Below are 15,378 nucleotides of genomic sequence, written 5' to 3'. Positions count from 1 at the left end.
GCATGGGGGCGGGCGCGCGGGGACACAGAATGCTTCGCGCCGCATGTTATGGAACGCGTCATGAACCACGCTCACAGTCAGGCTCTCTTCGCCCGCGCGCAGGCCCGCATCCCCGGCGGAGTGAATTCCCCGGTGCGCGCCTTCCGAGGCGTTGGCGGTGACCCTGTCTTCTTCCGTGAAGGCACAGGTGCCTGGCTCACGGATGTGGACGGCAACCGCTACGTCGACCTCGTGGGGAGCTGGGGACCGCTCATCCTGGGCCACGCGTATCCGCCCATCGTGGACGCCATCATCGACGCCGCCCGCCGGGGCTCGTCCTACGGCGCGCCGCACGCGGGCGAGGTGGAGTTCGCGGAGCTCATCTGCGCCACCATGCCCGCGGTGGAGATGGTGCGCCTGGTCTCCAGTGGCACCGAGGCCACGGTGGCGGCCATCCGCGTCGCGCGAGGCTTCACCGGCCGCGAGCACATCCTCAAGTTCGAAGGCTGCTTCCACGGCGCGGGGGACCCGTTCCTGGTGAAGGCGGGCAGCGGCGTGGAGACGCTGGGCCTGCCGGACTCGCCGGGCGTGCCGTCGGCGCTGGCGAAGCTCACGCTCACCGCGCCCTTCAATGACCTGGCCGCCGTGGAGCGCATCTTCGCGGAGAAGGGCCAGGACATCGCCTGCGCCATCATCGAGCCGGTGGTGGGCAACATGGGCGTTCTGGTGCCCAAGCCGGGGTACCTCGAAGGGCTGCAGGCGCTCTGCCAGAAGCACGGCGTGCTGCTGGTGCTGGATGAGGTCATGACGGGCTTCCGGCTGTCGCGAGGCGGCGCGCAGGAGCTGTACGGCCTCAAGCCGGACCTCACCACCATGGCCAAGGTGATTGGCGGAGGCATGCCGCTGGGCGCGTATGGTGGCCGCCGCGACATCATGGAGCAGGTGGCTCCGGCGGGCCCGGTGTACCAGTCCGGCACGCTGTCGGGGAACCCGGTGGCGGTGGCGGCGGGCCTGGCGTGCCTCAAGGCCCTGGCGGCGCCCGGCACCTACGCGCGGCTGGAGGAGGTCAGCCGCATGCTGGAGGTCGGCCTGCTCGCCGAGGCGAAGGCCGCGGACGTGCCCGTCACCGTCAACCGCGTGGGCAGCATGCTCACGGTGTTCTTCACCGGTGAGCCCGTCTACGACTACACCAGCGCGAAGACGGCGGACACGGCGCGCTTCGGGAAGTTCTTCCACGCCATGCTGAACGAAGGCGTCTACCTGCCGCCCAGCCAGTTCGAGGCGGCGTTCGTCTCGCTGGCCATTGGCGAGCCGGAAGTCGCGCACGTCCTCGCGGCGGCGAGAAAGGCCTTCCGTTCGCTTGGCAAGACCGGTTGAGCCCGCGCCCCTCGAGGGGCCCGTCCGCTTCGGTCCCTATACCCTCGCGCGCCGCATTGGCGCCGGGGGGATGGGAGAGGTGTTCCTCGCGCGGGAGGAGGCGCCTCGTCGTGCCTGTGTGGTGAAGAAGGTCCTCCCGCAGCTCATGGCGAGCCCCCAGTTCGCCGGGCGCTTCCGGGACGAAGCCCGCGTGGTGGTGCGGCTGCACCATCCGAACATCGCGCGCGTGTACGCCATGGGCGAGGTGGAAGGGCAGCTCTACCTGTCCATGGAGTACGTGCAGGGCAAGACGCTCAGCCGGCTGACGTACCGGCTGCGGCAGCTCGGGCGGACGTTGCCGTTGGGCATCATGCTCCACCTGGGGCAGCGGCTCTGCGAGGGCCTGGCGTACGCGCACGACGCGACGGACGAGTTCGGCAACCCGCTGCACCTGGTCCACCGGGACTTGTCTCCCGCGAACGTGTGCATCAGCTACGCGGGCGAGGTGAAGATCATCGACTTCGGCGCGGCGCAGTCCACGCTGAAGGAGCAGCAGACGGCGCCTCGGGTGGTGATTGGCAACCTGACGTACATGGCGCCGGAGCAGGCGCGGAAGCGCTTCGTGGACCGGCGCGCGGACGTGTACGCGGTGGGCGCCCTGCTGTGGGAGCTGTTCGCATGGAAGCCCCTGGTACAGCGGGGCGACCCGGTGGAGCGGTGGCGGCGCGCGGCATACCCCCAGTGGGAGCCTGCGGGGAGCGTCCGGCAGGGCGTGCCTACCAGCGTGGATGCGTTCCTGATGCGCGCGCTGGCCTCCGAGCCCGACAACCGCTTCCCGGATGCGGCCGCCATGGGCGCGGAGCTGGCGCGGATGAAGGCGAAGCTGGCGCCCAACGTGGGAGACGCGGACGTCGCGCGCCTCATCGCGGCCGCGTTCCCCCGCGAGAAGAAGGCGGAGGAGCTCGTGCTCCGCGAGCTGCTGCGGGAGCCGCGCTCCCGCGCGCTCACCGAGCCCGCGCTGGCCACCGTGCTCGCGCCGCCCACCGCGCTCGCGTTCGAGCACGAGGGCATCGACGCGCCCGAGGACTACGTCCCGGCCGAGCGTGGCGACGCGGAGACCTTGAAGGCGCCGCCGGACGCCGCCGTGCGAGGCACGCCAGCGAAGGCAGTGCCCGCCGCGCACGGCGACGCGGATGAACTTGAAGTCACGGTGCGCGGGATTCCTGGAAAGACGCCGGAGGTGCCTCGCGCCGTGAACGAACCCCGCGTCACCGCGCTGTACGGGACGGAGGACGAGGCGACAGTGGTGGAGGGTGAAGCCACCGTCGTCCAGCCAGCGCGAGGCCCGACCGCGGGCGCGCCACGCGATGCGGACGAGGAGACCACGGTCGTTCAGCCCGAGCGTGCCCGGATGGCGGCGGACGCCAGGACCGCGAACCCCGGAGCCAGCCTGGGCGGAGACGCGGCGGCCACCGAAGCCGTCGATGCGGCGAAGCTGATGGTCGCGCTGGAAAGGGCGGAGGCCACTCGAAGCCAGGACGCTCGCGCCGCTGTGTCCGAAGACGTCACCGTGACGGAGGTGAATCCCGCCAGGGCGCCCCAGTCCTTGCCGCCCCAGGCCGCGCAGTCACGCCGAGCCACCCGCGAGACGCAGGTGGGCTTCGGCGTGGACATCTCCCAGGCGGTGGATGCCGCGGCGGTGGAGGCCCGTCGTCTGGAGTTGGTGCGCGCCATCACGGGGGATGAAGCGCTGCCCGCGCCAGCGCCCGAGGAGGACTCCGGCACCTGGCTCCGCGGTGGGCGCCCCTGGCTCGTCGCGGCGCTCTGCGTGGGCGCGTGTGCCCTGGGGCTCGCGCTGGCGTGGGCGTTGTCCTGAAGCCAGCCGCGGGCGTCAGCTCCCCGAGGGCAGCCGGTAGCTGAAGCCCAGGCTGATGGTGGCGGTGTCAATCCAGTTGCTGGTGAAGCCGTCACCGAACTCGTCCTCGTTGTCGTCCGACGTGCCTCGCGCGCCGCCGCCCAGGTAGCGCAGGTTGAGGAACGCATCCACGTTGTCGGTGATGCGCACGCCGCCGCGCAGGGACGCGTCCAGCAGCGCGCCCGTGGTGTTGGAGTCACTGTCGCCGTTGATGATGGCCGTGGGCGCGTAGCTGCCGTCCGCCTCGAAGCCCAGCCACCAGCCACGGCCCAGGCCCCACCGTCCGCGCACCTTCAGCAGCGGCACCGGCCCCACGTCCCGCGCCGTCCGCCGCAGCGTCCCGTCCGCGGAGGTGAAGACATAGTTCGCGTTGCGCAGCTGGAGGGACACCCCCACGGACAGCTCGCGGTCCGCCCCGGACAGCAAATCGTACAGGTAGCTGGCCCGGTAGAATGGGAAGCTGTAGCGCACGTCCAGCGGCGTGCCCGCGGGGAAGTCCAGCGCGTCGATGCGCACGTTCCGCTTGAGCACCACCTGCGTGTCGATGGCCAGCGGCTGGTAGAGGAACACCACCGAGTGCCGGCCCTTCAACGTCAGCTCCGCCGACAGCCGCATGAAGTTGTAGAGGTTGTCCTGCCCGCCGTCGTCCGTGTAACGGAACAGGGTGCCGTCACTGCCCTGGCGCAGGCTGTGGGCCAGCACGTCCAGGAAGCCCAGCTCTCCCACGAACTTGAGCTGCACCGGAGGCTCGTCCGGAGGCGTGGGCGCCTGGGCCTGGACGGCGAAGGTGCTCAGACAGAGAAGGACTCCCAGGACGGCGGCATGGCGGCGCATTTCTACTCCTCGCGAAGGGATTTGCGCCCCGGACGCGTGAGCTTCAAGTGCGTTACCAACCTTCGCTCACCGCCGTGGCGGGGGTGTCCAGAGGGAGATAGAGCCGGAAGGTGGTGCCCTGGCCCGGCTGGGACTCCAGCGCGACCCGGCCCTGGTGCGACTCGATGATGCGCTTCACCACCGCCAGCCCCAGGCCGGTGCCCTTGGCCTTGGTGGTGAAGAAGGGCTCGAAGATGCGCGCCCGCACGTCGGGGGCGATGCCCGGCCCGCTGTCCGCGAACCGCACTTCGACTTCGGGCGTCCCCGTCGCGCGCCGGACACTCGCGCGCAGCATGCCGCCCTGGGGCATGGCCTGCACGGCGTTGATGGCGAGGTTGAGGAAGGCCTGGCGCATCATCCGCTCGTCCACTGTCACCGAGGGGACATCGTCCGCCAGGTCCAGCTCCACGCGCACCTGGCCCGGGGCCTCCGCCAGCGCGCCTCGCACCGCGTCCTCCACCAGGGGCGACAGCGGCACGGCATAGGGATGTGGCGCGGGCGGACGCGCGAAGGTGAGCAGGTCCGCGACGATGCGGTTGAGCCGGTCCGATTCCTCTCCGACGATGTCCAGCAGCGGCACCGCCGCGCTGTCCGGCCCGACGATGCGCCGCAGGGACGCCACCGAGTTGAAGATGGCGCCCAGGGGGTTGCGCACCTCATGGGCCACCACGGCGGACAGCTCGCCCAGCGCGGCCAGCCGCTCACGGTGCACCAGTTGAGCCTGGGTCCGGGCCAGCTCCACGTAGCTGGCTTGAAGGTCCTCCACCAGCCGCGCGCCCTCGCGGGCCAGCGCCAGTTGGTTGGCGATGGCGCTGGCTCGCTCCACCTCCGCGAGCGTGAAGCGCCGCGGCCGCCGGGTCTCCACCGCCATCATCACGCCCATGGGGCGCTCGTGGACCACCAGGGGGAGCACCAGGAACGCTCGCGCGCCAGGCAGGCGCCGGACCTCTTCGTTGACGCGCAGGTCGGAGCGGGCGTCCTCCACCATCACCACCTCGCGCGTGTGGAACGCCACCGACGCGAGCGACGCATCGGCCGGGAGGAGCGGCAGGTCGTGCCCTTGCAGCTCCGGTGAGCCGCCCGTCATCGCGCGCAGCTGGAGCCGCTCGCCCGAGCTGTCCGGCAGGAACACGTAGGCGTCCGACGTGTCCACGATGCGCGCCAGGCTGGTGGCGCCAATGTGCAGCAGCTTGTCCAGCTCCAGGGTGGCCGCCAGCGCCTTGGCCACCTCGTGCAGCAGCGCCAGGTCCTCGGCGCGGCCACGAAGCTCATGCAGCAGCCGGTGGGATTCGATGGCCGCCGCGAAGTGGCTGCCCATGGCCTGCAGCGTCTCCCGTTCGAGCGGCGTCAGGGGCCGGCGCTCCCGGAAGAGGGCGGACAGCGTGCCCACGCCCCTCGAGCGCACCCTCAGGGGAACGACCACCACGGTGCGGAAGCCTTGCCGCCGCAGCTCCTCGCGCAGGTCGTCCGGACAGGACTCCACCTCGCGCTCCAGCGGGACGCCTTCGCGCTGCGCCTGGAGGCACAGGCTCCCGGCTCGCCAGCGCCGCGTGAAGTCCTCCGAGCCTTCTGCGTCCAGGCCGCGTGAGTACGCGAGCTCCACCTCGCCGTCGTCCGCTGGCAGGAGCACCGTCACCGCGTCGCAGCCCAGGAGCCCGGCGATTTCGTCGGTCCCCGGCGCGAACAGCGCCTGCGGGTGCGGCGCGGAGGCCATCACCGAGGCCAGGCGGTTGAGCGCCGCCAGCGCCGTGTTCTGCGCGGACAGGCGGGAGATGGTGAGCGCCGCGTCCAGCGCCGCGGACACCTGCGCGCCGAAGAGCCGCACCGGTGGGAGCTCCTCCTCGCGCAGCCAGTCCGCCACCAGCGCGAGCATGGCCCGGGGCTGGCCCTCCACGTCGACGCGCACCGCGATGGCCCGCGTCTGTCCGGCGCGCTGGAGGCCCTGGCGCACCCGCTCGCCTCGGGCGCCCCGAAGGAAGCGCTCGGCCTCCTGCGGCAGCTCGTCCGTATAGGCCGCGCTGTCGCGCCACGCGCGCTTCAGCACGGGAGGCCACTGGCCCACCACATCCCGTATCCAGCGGCCGCTCAGCGCCGCGTCTTCCATGGGCACCATGCCGGGCGGTACGAACGTCTGCCCCAGCCGGACGCCCAGCCGGTCCGGCGAAAGCCACGCGCAGCCGAGTCCCAGCTCTTCCACGCCGGAGAACATCCGCCGCAGCACTTCGCCCTCGGTGCGCAGCGAAGGCAGGCTCGCGCCCAGCTCGGCCAGCCGCTGGAGCACACCGCGGCGCCGGGCCCGCGCCGACACGTCGCGCACCAGCACCACCCACTCCGTGCCGCTGGGAATGACGGTCAGCTCCACCCGGCGCTCCTCTTCGGCGGTGCGCAGCATCGTCTCGTAGGTGGTGGGGACGGGCTCGCCGCGCTTGCGCCGGGCATGCCGGGACGCCAGCTCCGCCGCGCTCGCCGCCGATACGAGGAGCGTGGCGGCCTCGCCCAGCACGGCCTCACGCGGGTAGCCCGACATCGTCACCAGCGCCTCATTCACATAGACGAAGCGGCCGTCACGGACGACGCAGACACCCACGGACATCGCATCAAAGGGGCCGTAGGTTGCCCCGGTTTCGGCGGCGGTTTTCACGGCAGCCTGACTCTTCCACCGCTGCCAGCCCGCGCGAAATCGCCCGCCCGCCGCTTCGCCCACCATCCCACAACCCGGCGCCGCCCCTGCGGCTTGTACGTAGAGCGGGCTCGGCCACGCGGTGCAGCCGAGCCCCTGCCTCCAAGGCGGTTGGCGCCGTGAGCCGAATCAGGCGGGAGCGGCCCCGGGGGACTCCGCGCCGCGGTGGTGGACCTTGGTGTACAGCCCGATGAGCTCCGCCTGTCCCACGATGTGGCCCTCCATGGCCTCCTGGAGCTGCGTGCGCGAGGCGCGGCCCAGGTCCGGCAGCACCGTGTCCAGGGCGAACAGGCGGAAGTAGTACCGGTGCCTGCCCACCGGTGGCATGGGGCCCCCGTAGTCCTGGCGGTGGAAGTCGTTCTGGCCCTGGCGGGCGCCCTCCGGGAGGACGTCCGGCGTGGCGCCTTCCGGCAGGCCCTGGGCCGAAGGTGGGATGTTGTAGACAACCCAGTGGGAGAAGGTCATCTGAGGGTTGCGCGGGTCTGGCGCGTCCGGGTCCTCCACGATGAGGGCCAGGCTCTTCGTCCCGGCGGGCATGCCCGTCCATTGGAGCGGCGGTGAGATGTCCTCGCCCTCGCCGGTGTAGGCAATGGGGATGAGGTCGCCGTCCTTGAAGCGGGGGGACGTGAGCACGAGCGGCTTCGGCATGGAGTCCTCCAGAGGTGTCGCGGTCGGTTGACGCGTATCGGGTGCAAGCTGGCGACGCAGGCGCCCGGGCGCCGAGGAGCGGGCCGGCAGGCGCCCGGAGGCCGGTCACCCGGGCGTTGGGGCAGGCGGCCCTGTCCCCAGGCGCCTCACCAGAGGAGAAAACGCCCTGGTGAGCCCCTCGGGAGGGCCCTCGATTCCATGCGGGGCAGATCGGCGGTAGCTGAGCTTGCCGAAGCGGCAATCGCCGCTGGGGGCCGGGGGGCCGCGGCCCATGGTAGCGGTTGCGTGTGCCGCGTGTTCGGTGTTAAGCGGCGCCCGCGCATAGAGGGGTTTGGGAGGCGTCCGAATGGAAGTGAAGGAGCCCCGGAAACCGGGCGGTTCGGACGGCAGCGAGCTGGGGGAGACGGCCCGGCAGATGAGGGCGGCGCAACCCTACGTCTCGGCGGTGTGGAAGCTGGTGGGTGGCGCGGTGGTGGGCGTGCTGGGCGGCTACTGGCTGGACGGGTGGTTGGGGACGGGGCCCTGGTTGATGGTGGTGCTGAGCCTGGTGGGTATCTGCGTGGGCTTCTACGGGTTCCTCCATGAGATGGCCCGGCTGGGGAAGCGGAAGTGACGGCGCGGGGCGGTAGCGGGACGGACTCCTTCCGGAGTCATGCGGCGCTGGCGGGTGGCGTGGCGGTGGTGGGCCTGGCGCTGGCGGCGTTGATGCCGCAGGTGGTGGAGGACCGGGTTTCGGCGCTGTGGGGCGTGGGGCTGGCGGCGGTGACGGGCGCGGTGGCGCTGGTGCTGAAACGGCGGGCGGTGCGGCAGGACCTCAACGCCGCGCTGAAGGTGGTCGGAATCATCTTTGGCCTTCGGGCCGTGGGCGTGTTGGCGGGGCTGTTGGGCGTGGTGTCGCGGGGAATGGCGGCGGTGCCGTTCATCGCCGGGTTCTTCGGCGTCTACTTCGCGCTGCAGTGGATTGAAGTGAGCTACGTGATGGCCGCGTCGAAGGAATCGGCGGGCGGAGACGAGTGATGCGCAAGGCAATGGTGCTGTTCGCCAGTCTGTTTGCTGCCACGGCGTGGGCCGCGGGGTCCGAAGACGACGTGCCGGGGTACATCCTCCACCACGTCGTGGACTCGCCCTATCTGGAGATCGAGGTCCCGCTCAGCAGCCCCATCCACGCGCTGGACTTCCCGAAGTGGCACATCCCGCTGAAGACCAACGGGTGCGCGGCGCGGATGACGGCGCACGGCGAGGAGGTCCCAAGCCTCACGGAAGGCTGCCTGGACCTGTCCCTCACGAAGCACACCGTGATGATGTGGCTGGCCGCGCTGCTGCTGATGGCCACCCTGTTCACCTGGAGCAACCGCGACAAGACGAAGCTGGTGCCGCGCGGCGCGGGCGCCAACCTCATCGAGATGCTGGTGCTGTTCGTTCGTGACGAGCTGGCCATCAAGAACATCGGCAAGGAGGAGGGCCCCCGTTACGTGCCCTACCTGCTCACCGCGTTCTTCTTCGTCCTCTTCATGAACCTGCTGGGCCTGGTGCCCTGGATGGCGACGGCCACCGGCAACCTGGCCGTCACCGCGTCGCTGGCGCTCTGCACCTTCGTCATCACCCAGGCGGCGGGCATCCGCGCGGCGGGCCTGGGCGGCTACCTGAAGCACCTGACGGGTGGCGTGGCGCCCTGGCTGTGGCCCATCATGATTCCGGTGGAGGTGCTGGGGCTGTTCACCAAGCCCTTCGCCCTCACGATGCGTCTGTTCGCCAACATGCTGGCGGGCCACATCGTCCTCTTCTTCCTGCTGGGCCTCATCTTCATCCTCGGCCACCCGGCGGTGGCGCTGGTGAGCGTGCCCTTCGCCTTCGCCATCTACCTGCTCGAGCTGTTCGTGGCCTTCGTGCAGGCGTACGTCTTCACGATGCTGTCGGCGCTGTTCATCGGCATGAGCGTGGCCATGGGTCATCACCATGACGACCACGGCCACGAGTCCGAGGTGGGCCCCAGCCACGACCACGGCAAGGCGCACCACGTCTAGGCCGTTTGTGACGAGTTAGCGGGGCGCGGGAGTCCGCCGCCCCGGTCGAAGACCCGGTGGTTCGAAAGGCCGCCGGAGGTAGTCCTAAAGGGCCATCACGACCCCCCCACAAGCGGGTCCACGCTACGAAAGAACAAGTGTCACCATGACCAACCTCGCTCTTGCCTTCCTCGCCGCCGGTCTGGGTGCCGGTCTCTCCATCATCGGTGCCGCGCTCGGCATTGGTAAGCTGGCCGCCGCCGCCATGGACGCCACGGGCCGTCAGCCGGCCGCGGGCGGCGACATCCGCACCACGATGATCATCGCGGCGGCCCTCATCGAAGGCGCCACGCTGTTCGCGCTGGTCGTTTGCATCCTGCTCGCCACCAAGGTCTAGGCGAGCGCAGGTCGAGTCATCGCTGGACGGTCGCCGGTGCCCGGAGGGAATTCCACCTCGGGCGCCGGCCGCTCCAGCCGCGGTCACCGAAGTCTTCGCAGCCTCCCTCCCTCACGCTGGACATCCCGCCATGTTCCTGCCCTCTGTCCTCGCCGCCAGTAACCTCGTGAAGGTCCAGCCGGGCCTCATCTTCTGGACCCTCATCACCTTCGTCATCGTGGCCATCGTCCTGAAGATGAAGGCGTGGGGCCCCATCCTGTCGCTGGTCGAGGAGCGCGAGAAGCAGATCGCCAGCTCCATCGAGAGCGCCAAGCGTGAGCGCGCCGAGGCGGAGAAGCTGCTGGCCGACCAGAAGACGGCCATCGCCGAGGCCCGCCGCGAGGCCGCGGAGATGATGCGCCGCAACACGCAGGAGATGGAGAAGTTCCGCGAGGAGCTCATGGCCAAGAGCCGCAAGGAGGCCGAGGAGCTCAAGCTGAGCGCGCGTCGCGAGATTGACGAGCAGAAGGCGAAGGCCATCGCCGAGGTCCGCTCCATGGCGGTCGACCTGGCCATGGACGTCGCCGGCAAGCTCATCAGCGAGCGCATGGACGACAGCAAGCAGCGCGCGCTGGCCGAGCAGTTCGTCCAGGGCCTGCCGCTGAACGGCACCAGCGCCACCGGCGCCGTGCGCCGCACCGCCTAATCCCCTTCTGGGGAAGCGCGCCCCCCGGCGCGCGTGTTCCAGGGAATCACCATGGGTCTATCCATCGGAATCGTCGGGCTGCCCAACGTCGGCAAGTCCACCCTGTTCAACGCGCTGTCGGCCGCGGGCGCGCAGGCGGCCAACTATCCCTTCTGCACCATCGAGCCCAACGTGGGCGTGGTGCCCGTGCCGGATGACCGCCTGGACCAGCTGTCCGCGCTCATCAAGCCGCTGAAGAAGGTGCCCACCTCGCTGGAGTTCGTGGACATCGCCGGCCTGGTGCGCGGCGCGTCCAAGGGCGAAGGCCTGGGCAACCAGTTCCTGGGCAACATCCGCCAGGTCAACGCCGTGCTCCACGTGCTGCGCTGCTTCGAGGACGAAAACGTCACCCACGTCGAGGGCGGGGTGAACCCGGTGCGGGACCGGGACGTGGTCGACACGGAGCTGTGCCTCAAGGACCTGGAGACGGTGGAGAAGCGCCGCGAGCGCACCTTGAAGAACACGAAGATGGGCGGCAAGGCCGGCGAGGAGGCCAAGGCCGAGGTGGCGCTGCTGGACCGCATCAAGGCGAGCCTGGACAACGGCATCACCGTGCGCGCCCAGAAGCTCACCGAGGAGGAGAGCGCCGCCATCCATGACCTGTTCCTGCTCACCGACAAGCCCGTGCTGTACGTGGCGAACATCGGCGAGGCGGAGCTGGGCAAGGAGGACGCCAACCCCCACGTGAAGGCCGTCCGGGAGATGGCCGCGAAGGAGGGCTTCGAGGTGGTGGTGCTCGCCGCCGCGCTGGAGTCCGAAATCCAGCAGCTCCCGGAGTCGGAGCGTCCGGGCTTCCTGGAGAGCGCGGGCCTGTCCGAGCCGGGCCTGCACAAGGTGGTGCGCGCCGGCTACAAGCTGCTGGGCCTGTGGACGTACTTCACCGTGGGCGAGCAGGAGTGCCGCGCGTGGACCATCCACGAGGGCTACAAGGCCCCGCAGGCCGCTGGCGTCATCCACTCCGACTTCGAGCGCGGCTTCATCAAGGCCGAGGTGATGCGCTGGGAGGACCTGGTGAAGCTGGGCAGTGAGTCCGCCGTGAAGGAGCGGGGCATGCTGCGCGTGGAAGGCAAGGAGTACGTCGTCCAGGACGGCGACTGCATGCACTTCCGCTTCAACGTGTAGCGGTCAGCACACGGCAGGCTTCGCGGGCGCTGTGCTTCCAGACGGTCCAGTCTGGAGGCGGCGCCCGCGAGCCGTTTCAGGGGCTCAGAAGCCGCGCGGGCCTTGCAGCACGGTGTAGACCCAGATGCCCACGGCGATGAGCGCCAGCACGGTGGTGAAGGTCGCCGTGCGGCGCATGCGCGGGCGCTCCTCCACCGGGTGGCGCGAGGCGAAGAGCCACATGCCGCCCACCCGAAGGACGAGGAACATGAGGAGCAGGAGCGGGCCCACCACCTGCCAGCCAGAGGGGCGCATCAGCACCACTCCCCACGAGGCGAGGAAGGCGACGTTGCCGAGCAGTGAGGCGATGGCGAAACGGGGATATACGCGTCGAGTGTCCACGGCGCGGGAGTTTCCCCTCACGCGTGTGGGACTCCAACGACGGACTTCGTTGGGTGCGTGGCAGGCGACAGTGGCCCTTCACGCAGTCCCATGTCACGCCGTGCCCGGACGCTTCGCTTCCACGTAGCGGGCTCGGGGGCGCAGCAGGTGGCCTTGTTCCCGCTGTTCCAGCACATGGGCCACCCAGCCGGAGGCGCGCCCCACGGCGAACAGCGTGGCGCCAGCGCCCGGAGGCAGTCCCAGCGCTCCGGCGAGCATCACCAGTCCGAAGTCCACGGACGGGGGCGGATGTCCCGCCGCGTGCATGGCTTCCAGCACGGCGCTGGCGATGCGGACATTGGGGGCCTCGGGGCTCACGGCACGAGCGGCTGCCACCAGCGGCGGCGTTCGCGGGTCTCCGTCCGGGTAGAGCTGATGGCCGAAGCCGGGGACCGCTTCACCTCGCCGCAGCCGCTCCCGGATGACCTCCGCGGCACGCTCCGGACGTCCCACCTCCACGAGCAAGGCCTCCACGCGGTCGCAGGCCCCTCCGTGTTTGGGACCGGAGAGCGCGGCCAGCGCGGCGCTCAAACAGGCGTACAGGTCCGCGCCAGAGGAGGCCGCCACGCGCACGGTGAACGTGGACACGTTCAGTTCATGGTCCGCGCACAGCACCAGCGCACGGTTGAGCAGCTCCGGTGCCCGCTTCACGCGGGTGTTCCAGGCTCGCGCCAGGGACTGCGCCACCGTGGGCTCGCTCAAGGCTTGCGTCACCCGCCGCGGCGCGTTCGCCACGCAGACCCAGGCGGACAGGTGGCGCAGCAGCCTCCGGGCGCGGGCCCGCTCCTGCTCAGGTGGAGCGGCAAAGCGTGCCGGGTCCCTTGCGCCCAGGAGCGGCATCAACGCAGACAGCGCGGCCACGGGAGGTGTTCCACGGGGCAGCAGCTTCGCCAGCTCGGACGGTGGAAACGCCGGCTCAGGGGAGGGCCACCGTGACGCTTCCTCGGGCAGCGTGCCCGTCCACAACAGCTCCGCTACGTCCTCGAACGCGCGTCCTTCCACCGCGAGCGTCACCGCCGAATGGCCTCGGTACGCGAGCCCCTCCGCGCCCACGCGGGACACCGACGAGTCGATGACAGGCTCGCCCCAGCGCAAGGCGCCCGAGGCCACCGCGGCGTGTCCCGCTCTCGCGTCGTGCCTCGCCTTCAGTCGCTCCAAATCCGAGCGCACATAGCGGTTCTCCTTGGTGCCGCGCTCCGGCACGCAGCGCACGAGGCCCCGGCTGACGTAGGTGTAGAGCGTGGCCCGCTTCACGCCCAGGAGCGTGGCGGCCTGCGCCGCGGTCACGAACTCCTCCTCAGGTCGATGGTCGAATCGAGATTGAGAGCGTCCGCCCTTGCGCCTACTCATGGCTCACGCACCTCCGCGAAGGCCATTGTCGACTCGACTGGATGGCGTGTCGACACGTCCCATTCTCGCTGCTCGCGACGCGACCCTGAACAGGAGCACCTGCCCATGTCCTCGCATCCTCACGTCGTCCACGAGCCCGAGCTTCCCTGGACCGAAGTCACGCAAGGTCCCCGGGTGGAGTACCGCCGCAAGCAACTGGGCGCCACCGCCAAGGGCCGCAAGCTGGGGTGCAGCTTGATGGAGCTGCCACCCGGCAGGCACGCGTGGCCGCGGCACTACCACCTGGCCAATGAAGAGGCCTATTACATCCTCGCGGGGACGGGCCGGCTGCGCCTGGGGGACGACACCGTCGCCGTCAAGGCGGGCGACTACGTGGCGCTGCCGGTGGGGCCCGAGGGCGCGCACCAGCTCCTCAACGATGGGGCCGAGACGCTGCGCTACCTCGCCTTCTCCACCATGGTGGAGCCGGACGTCATGGTGTACCCGGACTCTGGGAAGGTGGTCATCTCCGCGGGCAGTGCTCCCGGGGGCGACAAGGCGGCTCGGACCCTGTTCACCACGCTGCCCCTCTCCGCGGAGGTGGACTACTGGAGCGACGAGGAGCGATAGGCTGTGGGCCGCGATGGCCCCATTGCTCGACGTGCTCATCCAGGAGCGACTCCTCAAGGACCGCGATGCCGCCGCGGCGCTGCTGCCGCGTGGCGAGCCGCCTCACGTGTCCATGCTGCGCCTGTGTGACGCGGGCCTGCTCGAAGGCGGCTTGTCCGTGGGGTACGGCGTGCGCGCCGACGAGCTGGTGGGTCCGCTCACCAATGCCATGGGCGGCGCGGCCCGGCGCTTCAAGGTGGTGGATGTGCGCGAGCGCCCCGTGCTGGAGCTCCACGTCATGGCCGGTGACGTGACGGAGCGCTGGGAGGTGGAGGACCTGTCCGCGTTGGTGCACAACCTCAACAGCCTCTACCGCGATGCGCCGGACGTGCGCGCGGTGGCCGAGCTGGGCGAGTGGGAGGACGCACTCCAGCTCTGGTGCGTGGACAAGCGCGCCCTGCCGAGGCTCGCGCGTCAGTCCTTCTTCGCGCCGCGCAACGGCCGGGCGCTGATGAACCCCTCGGGCGAGTGAGCCCTCAGGGGGGCCCGCACTCGCGGTGGACCCTCCTTCTGAGGCAGCATGAGGGGGATGCGCTTCGTCCTGTCCTGCCTGCTCGTGTTGCTCCCGGCGTCCCCCGCGCTGGCGGAGCTGGATTCCTTCGGCCTGGGCTCGGGCCGTGATGGCGCGCTGTCCGTCACGACGGTGGGGCGCGTCCTCAACGCCGCCACGCCGCTGACGGACCTCGCGGTGGTCGGAGCCCGAGACGTTCCGGTGCAGAGCGTCTTGGGCTTCACCGTGGGCGCGCTGGTGCTGCTCCACCAGAGCGGTGGGTCGGAGGAGGCCGTGGTCTCCGGCGACGGCGGCACCCTGGAGCTTCGGCGGATGGGCCACTGGGAGCTGGCGCGCGTGGACGCGGTGACGGCCTCGCCGCCCGTGCTGCGCCTCTCCGAGCCCCTGGTGCAGGCCTACACCGCGCCCGGCGCGCAGGTGGTCTCCGTGCCTGAGTACACGAGCGTCCTCGTGTCCGCGGGTGCCTCCATCGTTGCCCGTCCATGGGACGGGCGCAGCGGCGGCATCCTGGCCTTCCTCGCCACGGGCACGCTGACGAACCACGGCCTCATCAGCGCGGATGGCATGGGCTTCCGGGGCGGGGCCTTCCTCAACCACCCGGACCTCCTTGGTTGCACCGGCCTGGACATCCCACCCGAGGCAGGCGGTGCCTACAAAGGGGAGGGCCTGCGGATGGGCCGCTTCGGCGCGGCCTCGGGGCGCGGCTCCGTGGCGGGTGAGGGCGGCGGTGGCAACTGCCACAACGCGGGAGG

15 protein-coding genes and 1 pseudogene are annotated in these 15,378 nt (G+C 70.6%); 11 read left to right on the top strand and 5 right to left on the bottom strand.

The window, feature by feature from the left end; all coding sequences use genetic code 11:
- Window positions 1-60: 60 nt before the first annotated feature.
- Entirely contained in the window at window positions 61-1,356 is a 1,296-nt protein-coding gene (gene hemL, locus HV824_RS30775) for a glutamate-1-semialdehyde 2,1-aminomutase (protein ID WP_176424857.1), read from the top strand.
- On the top strand, window positions 1,340-3,211 hold the full coding sequence (locus HV824_RS30770; RefSeq protein ID WP_176421218.1) for a serine/threonine-protein kinase: 1,872 nt from the start codon (window positions 1,340-1,342) through the stop codon (window positions 3,209-3,211). The genes hemL and HV824_RS30770 overlap by 17 nt, the downstream gene beginning before the upstream one ends.
- Window positions 3,212-3,226: 15 nt before the next feature.
- Here the strand turns inward: HV824_RS30770 and HV824_RS30765 are convergent, their stop codons facing one another.
- The 3 genes from HV824_RS30765 to HV824_RS30755 all read right to left on the bottom strand — a co-directional run bounded on the left by HV824_RS30765 (window position 3,227) and on the right by HV824_RS30755 (window position 7,451).
- Window positions 3,227-4,084 (bottom strand): outer membrane protein, encoded by an 858-nt coding sequence (locus HV824_RS30765; RefSeq protein ID WP_176421217.1) that lies wholly within the window; start codon window positions 4,082-4,084, stop codon window positions 3,227-3,229.
- A 52-nt stretch (window positions 4,085-4,136) separates the two neighbouring features.
- Window positions 4,137-6,764: an ATP-binding protein gene (locus HV824_RS30760; protein WP_176421216.1), complete on the bottom strand. Its 2,628-nt coding sequence runs from the start codon at window positions 6,762-6,764 to the stop codon at window positions 4,137-4,139.
- Window positions 6,765-6,932: 168 nt separating this feature from the next.
- Window positions 6,933-7,451, bottom strand: a complete 519-nt coding sequence (locus HV824_RS30755) for a YbhB/YbcL family Raf kinase inhibitor-like protein (RefSeq protein ID WP_176421215.1) — start codon at window positions 7,449-7,451, stop codon at window positions 6,933-6,935.
- 346 nt (window positions 7,452-7,797) lie between these two features.
- Here HV824_RS30755 and HV824_RS30750 point away from each other — a divergent pair, with 346 nt between their 5' ends.
- The 6 genes from HV824_RS30750 to ychF all read left to right on the top strand — a co-directional run bounded on the left by HV824_RS30750 (window position 7,798) and on the right by ychF (window position 11,697).
- The gene (locus HV824_RS30750) at window positions 7,798-8,064 is read left to right on the top strand and encodes an AtpZ/AtpI family protein (RefSeq protein WP_163785929.1); all 267 of its coding nucleotides are present in this window, start codon (window positions 7,798-7,800) and stop codon (window positions 8,062-8,064) included.
- The gene (locus tag HV824_RS30745) at window positions 8,061-8,468 is read left to right on the top strand and encodes a hypothetical protein (RefSeq protein WP_176421214.1); all 408 of its coding nucleotides are present in this window, start codon (window positions 8,061-8,063) and stop codon (window positions 8,466-8,468) included. The genes HV824_RS30750 and HV824_RS30745 overlap by 4 nt, the downstream gene beginning before the upstream one ends.
- Complete coding sequence (atpB, locus tag HV824_RS30740) at window positions 8,468-9,475, top strand: F0F1 ATP synthase subunit A (protein WP_176421213.1); 1,008 nt, start codon at window positions 8,468-8,470, stop codon at window positions 9,473-9,475. Before HV824_RS30745 ends, atpB begins: the two co-directional genes overlap by 1 nt.
- A gap of 145 nt (window positions 9,476-9,620) precedes the next feature.
- Window positions 9,621-9,851: an ATP synthase F0 subunit C gene (locus HV824_RS30735; protein WP_013936422.1), complete on the top strand. Its 231-nt coding sequence runs from the start codon at window positions 9,621-9,623 to the stop codon at window positions 9,849-9,851.
- 130 nt (window positions 9,852-9,981) lie between these two features.
- The gene (gene atpF / locus HV824_RS30730; RefSeq protein WP_176421212.1) at window positions 9,982-10,536 is read left to right on the top strand and encodes a F0F1 ATP synthase subunit B; all 555 of its coding nucleotides are present in this window, start codon (window positions 9,982-9,984) and stop codon (window positions 10,534-10,536) included.
- Between the two features lie 51 nt (window positions 10,537-10,587).
- Window positions 10,588-11,697, top strand: a complete 1,110-nt coding sequence (gene ychF, locus HV824_RS30725) for a redox-regulated ATPase YchF (RefSeq protein ID WP_176421211.1) — start codon at window positions 10,588-10,590, stop codon at window positions 11,695-11,697.
- An 84-nt stretch (window positions 11,698-11,781) separates the two neighbouring features.
- On the opposite strand, the gene HV824_RS30720 is transcribed toward ychF, so the two are convergent.
- Both HV824_RS30720 and HV824_RS30715 read right to left on the bottom strand, forming a co-directional pair.
- Window positions 11,782-12,078, bottom strand: a complete 297-nt coding sequence (locus HV824_RS30720) for a hypothetical protein (protein WP_176421210.1) — start codon at window positions 12,076-12,078, stop codon at window positions 11,782-11,784.
- A 93-nt stretch (window positions 12,079-12,171) separates the two neighbouring features.
- Window positions 12,172-13,467 carry a citrate synthase family protein gene (locus HV824_RS30715; RefSeq protein WP_176424856.1) on the bottom strand — a complete coding sequence of 432 codons (1,296 nt, stop codon included), beginning with the start codon at window positions 13,465-13,467 and terminating at the stop codon, window positions 12,172-12,174.
- A 105-nt stretch (window positions 13,468-13,572) separates the two neighbouring features.
- On the opposite strand from HV824_RS30715, the gene HV824_RS30710 reads away from it, so the two are divergent.
- The 3 genes and pseudogenes from HV824_RS30710 to HV824_RS30700 all read left to right on the top strand — a co-directional run.
- Window positions 13,573-14,076 carry a cupin domain-containing protein gene (locus HV824_RS30710; RefSeq protein WP_176424855.1) on the top strand — a complete coding sequence of 168 codons (504 nt, stop codon included), beginning with the start codon at window positions 13,573-13,575 and terminating at the stop codon, window positions 14,074-14,076.
- Window positions 14,077-14,089: 13 nt separating this feature from the next.
- The gene (locus HV824_RS30705; RefSeq protein ID WP_176421207.1) at window positions 14,090-14,587 is read left to right on the top strand and encodes a hypothetical protein; all 498 of its coding nucleotides are present in this window, start codon (window positions 14,090-14,092) and stop codon (window positions 14,585-14,587) included.
- 57 nt (window positions 14,588-14,644) lie between these two features.
- Window positions 14,645-15,378 (top strand): annotated as a pseudogene (locus tag HV824_RS30700) (hypothetical protein); the annotation flags it as partial.

This window comes from Myxococcus sp. AM009, assembly GCF_013372605.1.
Classification (GTDB): Bacteria; Myxococcota; Myxococcia; order Myxococcales; family Myxococcaceae; genus Myxococcus; species Myxococcus vastator.
Note: the sequence above shows the minus strand (reverse complement) of the source record. Positions and strands in the feature narration are given on the sequence as shown.